Consider the following 9,100-nt stretch of genomic DNA (forward strand, 5'->3'; position numbering starts at 1 on the left):
GGGCCGACGGCTCCCGAGCCGCCGGCCCACCCCGAGGGAGGCAGGAACATCCCGTCCCTATGCCCGGTTCCTGCCTCCCCCGAGGTCGGGGTGCGGCGGCACGCGCGGAGTCGTCGGCCTGCCGGGCCGGGGCTCGGCGTCGCCGAGGTCGTAGACGGCTCCGGACTCACGACGCGGTGTGCGCACGAGCAGCCAGCCGGCGATCCGCCCCCGCGTGTCCCGGACCTGCCAGGGATCGGAACCCGGCCCCCAGTACACCCGCTGCACGGAGCGTTCTCCGGGGGCGAGCCGGCCGCTCATGTCGTGGCAGCCGCGCCCACGGCTGTCGCCGCACTCGAACAGGACGGCCGGGGAGCCGGTGTCGTTGACGAAGACGACCGAGCTGAAGTTGCTGGGGTCCGTGGGATCCAGGCCTCCCGGATCGCAGGCACTCAGAACCAGCGCGGCGAGTGCGACGGCCGGCCAGACCCTGCGCGGACAAGTACCCAAGTTCAAAATCCCGTTCGGTAACAACGCCAGAGTCTGGGCCCGACGGATCGCCCTGGGGCGGCGATCCCGGTCACAGGGGGAGTGTGCACATGGGGAATCGGGCGGCGAGACGCGGGGTGCTCGTCGCGATCGGAGCTGTTCTGGCCGCGGGGTGCGGGGACGGGCACGGAAGGCCGAGCGCGACCGAGGCGGCCCGGGCGCGGGCGTCGCAAGCCGCGGACGGAGCGCCGCTGAGCGTTCGGCAGCTCAAGGCCCTCGCCTTCCGCGACGGGGAAGTGCCTCAGGTGCAGGGCGGTCAGGTTCCGTTCGAGCCGAGCCATGCGGAAAAGGGCGGTGGCGGCGGGACGTTCCCTCCGGCGTCGGATCCGGCGTGCCAGGTCGTGATCGACGCACGTGACGCGAAGGGGGCAAGTGCGCCTCGTTCCCGGCCGGCCTGATCCGGAAGCAGGTCGAGCGGATCGGCGCCGCGCGGCGCACACGCTGAAGTCCGGCCCGCTGCTCCCGGTTTCACTCCCGGCCCGACGCCACCACGGCCAGCACCCCCGACAGCGCCGCCGCGATCAGCAGGGGGATGCCCAGGCCGTGGTGGAGGACCAGCCAGGCGCCCAGGGTGGCGCCCACGAGCATCGCGATCACCGATGCCGTGCGGCGCGGGGAGCGGTGGCCCGTGGCGTCGCCGAGGCGGGACTCGGAGGCCAGGCCGGTCAGGGTCATGGTGAGGACCGTGGTCGTCAGGTCGGGGACGCCCAGTTTGCGGACCGTCGCGTTGCGCAGGCCCATCGCGAACGCGGTGAGGGCGATGAGCGCGTAGCGGGTGCCGTTCGTGTCCGGCCAGGCGAAGGCCACCGCCGCCGACGCGCCGACCAGGAGTGCCTCCGCCGCCAGGGTCAGCCGGGCCCACCTGCGCCGCGAGCCCTTGCCGTACCGGGCCGCCACCCGGCCGCCGGCCACCGCGCCCAGCAGGAAGGCGGCCAGCGAGGTCGCGGTGTGCGGGACGGAGAAGCCGGGCGCACCGGCCGCCGCGAAGCCGAGCACCACCACGTTGCCGGTCATGTTGGCCGTGAAGACCCGGCCCAGGCCCAGATAGCTGACCGCGTCGATCAGGCCGCTGACCACGGTCAGTACCAGGAGCACGACCACCAGCCGCACCCCCCGCGCCTCCGGGTCGGGAAGGGGCGGTGGCGGCGTCGTCATGCTTCCTCCGGTCAGCCGGACGGGCAGGGTGGTGACAAGTCCACCACGGGCGCGGGGGACTCTCGGATGCCCCGCCGAAGCGTGCGTCCGTAGCGTTCGGAACATGACAGAAGACACGCGCAAATCGGCAGAAAAGCAGCCCAGTTGGCGTATGCGGAAGGTGGGTGCCGCCGCGGCCGCAGCGCTGCTCGCCGGCCTGGCCGCCGCTCCGGCCGCCGTCGCCGGACCGCGATCGGCAACCCCCGGACATGCGCGCGCACCCTCGCCGAGCAGGGGGCGAGGGTGCGGGTGCTGGATATGGGGCCCGTCGACCACGGAGGGTCGTACCGGGCGGCGCTGGCCGGCATCGCGCGCTTCTTCGGCGGCGCGGTGGCCTGGCGCGGGGTGGCCTGAGGCCGGCTGGCCCAAGGCCGGGGGGCCGGGAGCCGGGTGGCTCAGTACCAGCCGTTGGCCTGCCAGAAGCTCCAGGCCTGGACCGGGCTGCCGTAGCGGGAGTTCATGTAGTCCAGACCCCACTTGATCTGGGTGGCCGGGTTGGTCTTCCAGTCGGAACCGGCGGCGGACATCTTCGAGCCCGGCAGGGCCTGGACCAGGCCGTAGGCGCCGGAGGAGCTGTTGGTGGCGGCGGGGTTCCAGCCGCTCTCGTGCTCGACGATCTTGCTGAAGGCGTTGAACTGCGCGGCGTCCGGGATCATCTTGTGCGCGATCGCCTGGGCGGAGGAGGCCTGGGTGGTGGCGGCCTGGGCGGGCGCCGCGGTCAGGGCCAGACCGGCGGCAGCGGCGGCCACGGCGGCGGTGGTGAGGGCCTTCTTCGGGGAAGCGATGCGGCGGATGAAGGAGACGGACACGGAGAACCTCTTACGTCGGGGACAAGGAATCGCCTGTATGTCGCAGCCCCCTGGGTGGGGGCCTGCCGCATACGTCGGCACCGCGACCCGGTCGGGCTCGTGGTGCCTGGCGACGTCCACTACAGAAGCAGGCTTGAGAAGCGTCCGCAATGACCCCTTTTACTAGTTGTGGCCGGATCGGTGACAAAGGTCGCTTGTGTGGCGTGGGTCTCAAAGTGCAGGTCGGAAGGGGTGCACGAAGGGACGAATCGGACATAGTGAACAACGATCCCGGATCGTAGGTGACCTGCGTCATGTGGGGTGCTTCACCGGGGAGCTGACAGCCCGGATACGGCCCCTCACGCAGCGGGTGCGTCGAATGTGACCGCGGTCTCGAAAGCGGCCCGCCTGGTGGCCCGGCGGAGCGCGCGCAGCAGCGCCGGGCCGAGAACCAGGGTCAGGACGACCGTGCAGACCGCCCGGCCCAGGTCCCAGCCCATGGACGTGGTCAGGCAGTAGGCGACGAACCGGGCCAGGTTGGCGCGGACCGTCCCGTCCGGGTCGAAGGCGATGTTCGAGGTCAGGGCGCCCATGAAGGGCCAGCCGGCCAGATTCATGATCGTGCCGTAGGCGAAGGCCGCGAAGAAGCCGTAGGCCGCCAGCAGGAGCCGCTCGCCCCGGCCGCGCAGCCGGACCTGGCCCGGGAGGAGCCCGGCGCCCATGGTGAACCAGCCCATCGCCAGCATCTGGAACGGCATCCAGGGGCCGACACCGCCCGTGAGCAGCGCGGACGCGAACATCGTCACCGAGCCGAGCACGAAGCCGAAGCCGGGGCCGAGCACCCGCCCGCTCAGCACCATCAGGAAGAACATGGGCTCGATCCCGGCCGTGCCCGCGCCGATCGGGCGCAGCGCCGCCCCGGTCGCGGCCAGGACGCCCACCATCGCGACGGCCTTCGGGCCGAGACCGGACTCGGAGATCGTCGCCGACACGACCGCGACCAGCAGGATCAGCAGGCCCGCGAACAGCCAGGGCGCGTCCTCGGCGTGCGCGCCGATCTGCGAGCCGGGCGGGGCGAGGAAGGGCCAGCAGAAGCCGACCACGCCGACCGCGCTGACCAGGACCAGGGCCGCGAGGGAGCGGGGGCCGAGCCGGACGGCGCGGACCCGGGCCCGCGAGGTGGTGGTCATGCCAGGGCCTCCCGGACCTCGGCGACGGTCAGCCAGGGCTGCGGGGCCAGGATCTTGGTGACCTGCGGGGCGAAGGAAGGGGAGGAGACCACGATCTCCGCCGTCGGGCCGTCGGCGATCACCTCGCCGTCGGCGAGCAGCACCACCCGGTGCGCGATCTCCGCAGCCAGCTCCACGTCGTGCGTGGCCAGCACGATCGCGTGCCCCTCGGCGGCCAGCTCCCGCAGCACGGCGACCAGTCGGGCCTTGGCCGCGTAGTCCAGACCCCGGGTCGGCTCGTCGAGCAGAAGAAGGGGAGGCCGGGCGGTCAGTACGACCGCCAGGGCGAGCGCCAGGCGCTGGCCCTCGGACAGGTCACGCGGGTGGGTGTCGTCCGTGATGTCCGGCAGCAGCTCGGACACCAGGGCCCGGCAGGTGCCGGGCGCGGCGCCCGCGTCCCGGTCGGCGGCCGTGCACTCGGCCGCCACCGTGTCCGCGTACAACAGGTCCCGCGGCTCCTGCGGCACCAGACCGACCCGGCGCACGAGGTCCCGGGGCTGGGTCCGGTGCGGTACGGCCCCGCCGACGCGGACCGTACCGGCGGTGGGCTCCACCAGCCCGACGAGCGAGCCGAGCAGTGTGGACTTCCCGGCGCCGTTGCGCCCCATCAGCGCGACCGTCTCACCGGGGGCCACGGTCAGGTCGATGTGCCGCAGGGCCGTGATCCCGCCCCGGCGGACGGCCAGGGAGCCGACCTCGGCGATCTGCGCGGGAGCGGGGGAGCCGGGGGTCGCGGCCCGGCGGAAGAGGCGGCGCCGGGGGGACGGCAGCGGGATGTGCGGGGCGGCGGGGGCGGCGGGCGCGTACTGCCGTGGCAGTACGCCGGTCTGCCGGGCCTTGGCCAGTCGTTCCCGCAGGCCGGCGGCCTGGCGGCGGGCGTTGCGCACCGTCAGGGGAAGCGGGGTCCAGCCCGCCAGGCGGCCCAGGTCCACCACCGGTGGGCAGACCGGGGAGACGGACATCACTTCGGCCGGGTCGCCGTGCAGCGGGGCGGCGCCCGGGGCGGGCATCAGCACGACCCGGTCGGCGTACTGGATCACGCGCTCCAGGCGGTGCTCGGCCAGCAGGACCGTCGTACCCAGGTCGTGGACCAGGCGCTGCAGTACCGCCAGGACCTCCTCCGCGGCGGCCGGGTCCAGCGCCGAGGTCGGCTCGTCGAGGACCAGCACCCGCGGGTGCGGGGTGAGGACCGAGCCGATCGCGACCCGCTGCCGCTGTCCGCCGGAGAGCGTGGCGATCGGACGGTCCCGCAGATCGGCCAGGCCCAGCAGGTCCAGCGTCTCCTCCACCCGGCGCCGCATCACCTCCGGGGCGAGCCCCAGCGACTCCATGCCGTAGGCGAGTTCGTCCTCCACCGTGTCCGTCACGAAGTGCGCGAGCGGGTCCTGCCCCACCGTGCCGACCACGTCCGCGAGTTCGCGCGGCTTGTGGGTCCGGGTGTCCCGGCCGGCCACCGTGACCCGGCCGCGCAGGGTGCCGCCGGTGAAGTGCGGGACCAGCCCGCTGACCGCGCCCAGCACCGTCGACTTGCCGACCCCGGACGGACCGACGAGCAGCACGAGTTCGCCCTCGGGGACCTCGAAGTCCACGCCCTGGACGGTCGGTTCGGCCGCGCCCTCGTAGGTGACGCTGACCTCCTCGAAGCGGATCACGACGGCTCCTCGGGGGCCTGGGGTTCCTTGGGGACGATGAAGGCGGGCAGCAGGGCCACCAGGACCGCGGCCGCGGGCCACAGCGGGAGGGTGGGGGCCACCAGGGGTACGACGCCGGGGTACAGCGCGTCCGGGTCGCGTACGGAGGCGAGCGCGAGCAGCCCGGCGACCGCGGCACCCGAGCCCGCGACCAGCCACGCGTGCACACCCCACGGCTCCGGGCGGTACCGGGTGCGCGGAGTGCGGCGGCCGCCCAGGCGCAGGCCCGCGAGCGCGGCGGCGGCCCCGGCCCCCAGCACCGGCAGCCCGTACACGCCGCCCTCCGCGGTGAGCAGCCCGTACGTCCCCGCGCACACGCCGAGCAGACCGCCGAGGGTGAGCGCGGACGTCGTACGGCGCACCCGGGCGGGGACGGCGGCGGTACGGCCGTAGCCGCGGGCGTCCATCGCGGCGGCCAGGGCGACCGAACGCTCCAGCGCGCCCTCCAGGACCGGCAGTCCGACCTGGAGCAGGCCCCGTACCCCGCGGTCCGGGCGGCCGCGCAGCCGGCGGGCGGCACGCAGCCGCTGGACGTCGGCGATCAGATGCGGCGCGAAGGTGAGCGCGACGACCACGGCCACGCCGATCTCGTACAGGGCACCGGGCAGGGACTTGAGCAGACGCGCCGGGCTGGCCAGGGCGTTGGCGGCGCCGACACAGATGAGGAGGGCGGCGAGCTTCAGGCCGTTGTAGCCGGCGAAGAGCAGCGCCTCCGCGGTGACCTCACCGCCGAGCCGGATGCCCTGCGCCCAGTGCGGGAGGGGCACTTCGGGAAGGGTGAACAGGACATGCGTACCGGGGACGGGAGAGCCGAGGGCGACCGTGAACGCGAGGCGGATGAGCAGCACGGCGACGGCGAGCTTGGCGAAGGCGGGGTAGGAGCGGGCCCAGGGCGCGCTGGAGCGGTGGGTGGCCACCACGTAGCCCGCCGCGCCCACGAGGAGGCCGAGGAGGAGCGGGTTGGTGGTCCGGGTCGCGGCGGTGCCGAGTCCGAGGGACCAGAGCCACCAGGCGCCGGGGTGGAGCGGTGCCACCCGCGCCCGGGGACTAGGCATTCCCGCGCCGCCGGGCCTGCCACACCGCCGCCCCGCCCAGGAGGACGACCGCGCCCACGCCGATCGGCAGGCCGAGAGAGGGGCCGCTGTCCTTCTGCCGGGGCTCCCCGCCGGCAGTCGTCGGCTTCTTCTCCGTGCCGTCGGCGGACACCTGCTCCCCGCACCCCTTGCGGGGATACCCGGCGATCGCGCACAACAGGGCGTTGGTGTCGTAGCGCAGCGGCTTGGCGACGGCTGCCAGGGCCTCGGCCGTCGTCGCGTCGGGAGAGACGCGCGCGCAGGCCGTGCGCCGGGTGGGCGGGGTCTCGCCGGACGGGGCGTCCGCGGGCGTGCCGGAGTCGATGACGAGGGCGACCCGCTTCGTACCGGGTTTCGCGGGCGTCCCCGCGCAGATCGCTGCGAAGTCCGCCGTGCCGCGCGGCCGGCTCGCGTCCGCGGAGTCCTCGCTCACCGCGAACCGGAAGCCCTGGACCGCGCCGTCGTCGGGACGCGCGGTCGACGGGCCCTGGGTGGCGTACGTCCAGCGGCCGCCGTCCCGCTCCCAGAACGACCAGTAGCGGTAGCCGGTGGCGTGTGCCTGGGCGGCCCCGGCGACGAGGACGAGCGCGGCGAGCAGCAGGGCCGCGGCACGGCGGACGGCGGTCACAGCTGCTGCCGCTTACGGCGGCCGCTGAGCAGGATGCCGATGCCGACGCCGAAGACGAGGCCGGCACCGACGATCCACCAGACACCGATGCCCGAGTCGTGCTCGGCGCGCTTGCCGGGCTCAGCGGTGCGGGCGGCCTTCTGCGGCGCCGGACCGGTCGCGTCGAGCGCCTGCACCAGGTCCGTGCCGCCGAAGTCGTGCGGGTCGTCACCCATCGCGTGCGCGGCGAAGACCAGTTCGGCGTAGGCGGCCGGGCCGCTCTGCTGCGCCCACTTCACCGCGTTCTTCTCCAGCCAGGCGTACGGCTTCTTCGCCAGGCGCGTCCAGCCGTTCGCGGCGAGGGCGACGACCGAGTCCGCGGTGTTGCCGTAGTCGGGCTGGTCCTTGGCCCCGGGCAGGGCGGACTTCAGGTACCCGCCGTCGGTCATGGCGTCCCCCAGGTAGGCGGAGCCGTTGTCCGCCACCTCCGCCGGGGTGAGCGGCTTGTCGGAGTTGGCGCAGGCGTAGCCCTGCTCCGGGGCCTTCCCGGCCTTCGGCGCGAACCCCTTGCCGAGCGCGCCCAGCACGCCGGCCGCCGTCGCGTCCGCGTTGGCGGCCAGCTTGCCCTTCTTGTCCGGCTGGTAGGCGAGCGCCCCGCCCCCGGTGCCGTCGCACGGCAGCGACCACTTGGCCAGCAGGTCGTACGGGCTCTTGCCCTTCAGGTGCAGCTGGGCGGGGTCCTGGCCGACCGCGGCGAACGCGCCGACCACGACGCCGGTGGAGTTGGTGTCGCTCGGGGCGCCGGGCGAGTAGCCCCAGCCGCCGTCCTTGTTCTGCAGCGTCGTCAGCCAGACCAGGGCCTTGCGGACCTCGGCGTCGTGACCGCCGACCGCCTGCAGCGCCTGGACGGCGGCGGCCGTGCTGTTGGTGTCGGGCTGGGCGCCGCCCTTGCCCTCGCAGGCCTTGGCCGTGTCGGCCCGGAACGCGGCGAAGCCGCCCTTGTCGCACTGCTGCCCGACCAGCCAGTCCACGGCCGAGTCGGCCGGACGGTAGCCGAGCGTCCGCTGGGCGAGCAGGGCGAGCGACTGGCGCCAGACGCCGTCGTACGTGGGGTCGGTCCTGCCGAACAGCCCGGCCGGGATCGTCACCTTCGGGGGTGCGGACGGGGACGGGCCGGCGGCCATGGCGGGTGCGGCGGTGGCCAGCACACCTACGGCGGCGAGAGCCGCTGCACTGCGGCGGACGTTCATGGTCGGCGACTGCCTCTCCTGCGGGGAACCGGCAGCGCACGGGAACACCCGGGCGGCTCGGCTCCGTAAACCTCGACGGTGCCGTGCGCTGCGGGTCGCCGCGCACGCGAGCCGGTCAACGTCCCGGGCGGGGCAGTCCGGCTCACCGTCCAGGGCGGACGATTCACGATTGGGGTATCCCCTGCTCGAGCGAAGTCGAGAGCTTGGGGAAGGGCCAGCGCCGGAATTGCACCGGCTTCCCCCCGTACAGGTGTGATGACGACCCCGCCACTTTACCGGCAGCGGTGCGCGGCCCGAGGGGTGGCTGTGGGCACACGGAGACGGTGACCGGGGTCACGGTCCCCGCGGCTGCGGGACGAGTGCGGGAGGCGTGGCGCCCGGGCGGCGGATACGGGACCGAAGGGGCCTGGCTGCCGCGGGTGTTGGCCGGCCAGGGCCTGTCGTCACCTGCCCGTCGTGGTCCGAAGGGCGGGCCCGCGGCGTCCGGTGCGTGCTCTCGGCGTGCCAGGCGGAAGTCCTGGTACTGGGGTGTACGGGGTGTACCGGGGGCTTTCGCCCGGTGCGGCGAGCGGGGGCACCTCCCACGCCCCTGGGCAGTGGGGGAGCGTGCCAGGCGTCGTGAGGCTGACGGGAATGCGGCGGCAGGTCCTAGGTGTATTGATCACGAGCGTTGTTGACACTGGGTCTTGATCATGGCGAAGACCTCCGGTGTGGTGGAGCTGTCTAGGAACGCACCACAC

General features: G+C 74.2%; 8 protein-coding genes. All 8 read right to left on the reverse strand.

The window, feature by feature from the left end; genetic code table 11:
* Positions 1-57: 57 nt before the first annotated feature.
* On the reverse strand, positions 58-489 hold the full coding sequence (locus FB157_RS27725) for a hypothetical protein (RefSeq protein WP_145883379.1): 432 nt from the start codon (positions 487-489) through the stop codon (positions 58-60).
* Positions 490-996: 507 nt separating this feature from the next.
* Positions 997-1,683, reverse strand: a complete 687-nt coding sequence (locus tag FB157_RS27730; protein ID WP_145883380.1) for a YoaK family protein — start codon at positions 1,681-1,683, stop codon at positions 997-999.
* Between the two features lie 434 nt (positions 1,684-2,117).
* Positions 2,118-2,531, reverse strand: coding sequence for a transglycosylase SLT domain-containing protein (locus FB157_RS27740; protein ID WP_145883381.1), 414 nt, complete (start codon positions 2,529-2,531; stop codon positions 2,118-2,120).
* A 338-nt stretch (positions 2,532-2,869) separates the two neighbouring features.
* The gene (locus FB157_RS27745; RefSeq protein ID WP_145883382.1) at positions 2,870-3,700 is read right to left on the reverse strand and encodes an ECF transporter S component; all 831 of its coding nucleotides are present in this window, start codon (positions 3,698-3,700) and stop codon (positions 2,870-2,872) included.
* Positions 3,697-5,391, reverse strand: a complete 1,695-nt coding sequence (locus FB157_RS27750; protein WP_145883383.1) for an ABC transporter ATP-binding protein — start codon at positions 5,389-5,391, stop codon at positions 3,697-3,699. Before FB157_RS27750 ends, FB157_RS27745 begins: the two co-directional genes overlap by 4 nt.
* Positions 5,388-6,485 carry an energy-coupling factor transporter transmembrane component T gene (locus tag FB157_RS27755; protein ID WP_145883384.1) on the reverse strand — a complete coding sequence of 366 codons (1,098 nt, stop codon included), beginning with the start codon at positions 6,483-6,485 and terminating at the stop codon, positions 5,388-5,390. Before FB157_RS27755 ends, FB157_RS27750 begins: the two co-directional genes overlap by 4 nt.
* Positions 6,478-7,131, reverse strand: coding sequence for an SCO2322 family protein (locus FB157_RS27760; RefSeq protein ID WP_145883385.1), 654 nt, complete (start codon positions 7,129-7,131; stop codon positions 6,478-6,480). Before FB157_RS27760 ends, FB157_RS27755 begins: the two co-directional genes overlap by 8 nt.
* Positions 7,128-8,360 (reverse strand): prenyltransferase/squalene oxidase repeat-containing protein, encoded by a 1,233-nt coding sequence (locus FB157_RS27765; RefSeq protein WP_145883386.1) that lies wholly within the window; start codon positions 8,358-8,360, stop codon positions 7,128-7,130. The genes FB157_RS27760 and FB157_RS27765 overlap by 4 nt, the downstream gene beginning before the upstream one ends.
* Positions 8,361-9,100 lie beyond the last annotated feature (740 nt).

It is taken from the genome of Streptomyces sp. BK340 (assembly GCF_007827595.1).
In the GTDB taxonomy this organism is placed as follows: domain Bacteria; phylum Actinomycetota; class Actinomycetes; order Streptomycetales; family Streptomycetaceae; genus Streptomyces.

Coding starts and splice junctions, on each gene's coding strand:
- FB157_RS27730 (WP_145883380.1), bottom strand. CDS start 1,683: ATGACGACGCCGCCACCGCCCCTTCCCGACCCGGAGGCGCGGGGGGTG.
- FB157_RS27745 (WP_145883382.1), bottom strand. CDS start 3,700: ATGACCACCACCTCGCGGGCCCGGGTCCGCGCCGTCCGGCTCGGCCCC.
- FB157_RS27755 (WP_145883384.1), bottom strand. CDS start 6,485: ATGCCTAGTCCCCGGGCGCGGGTGGCACCGCTCCACCCCGGCGCCTGG.
- FB157_RS27765 (WP_145883386.1), bottom strand. CDS start 8,360: ATGAACGTCCGCCGCAGTGCAGCGGCTCTCGCCGCCGTAGGTGTGCTG.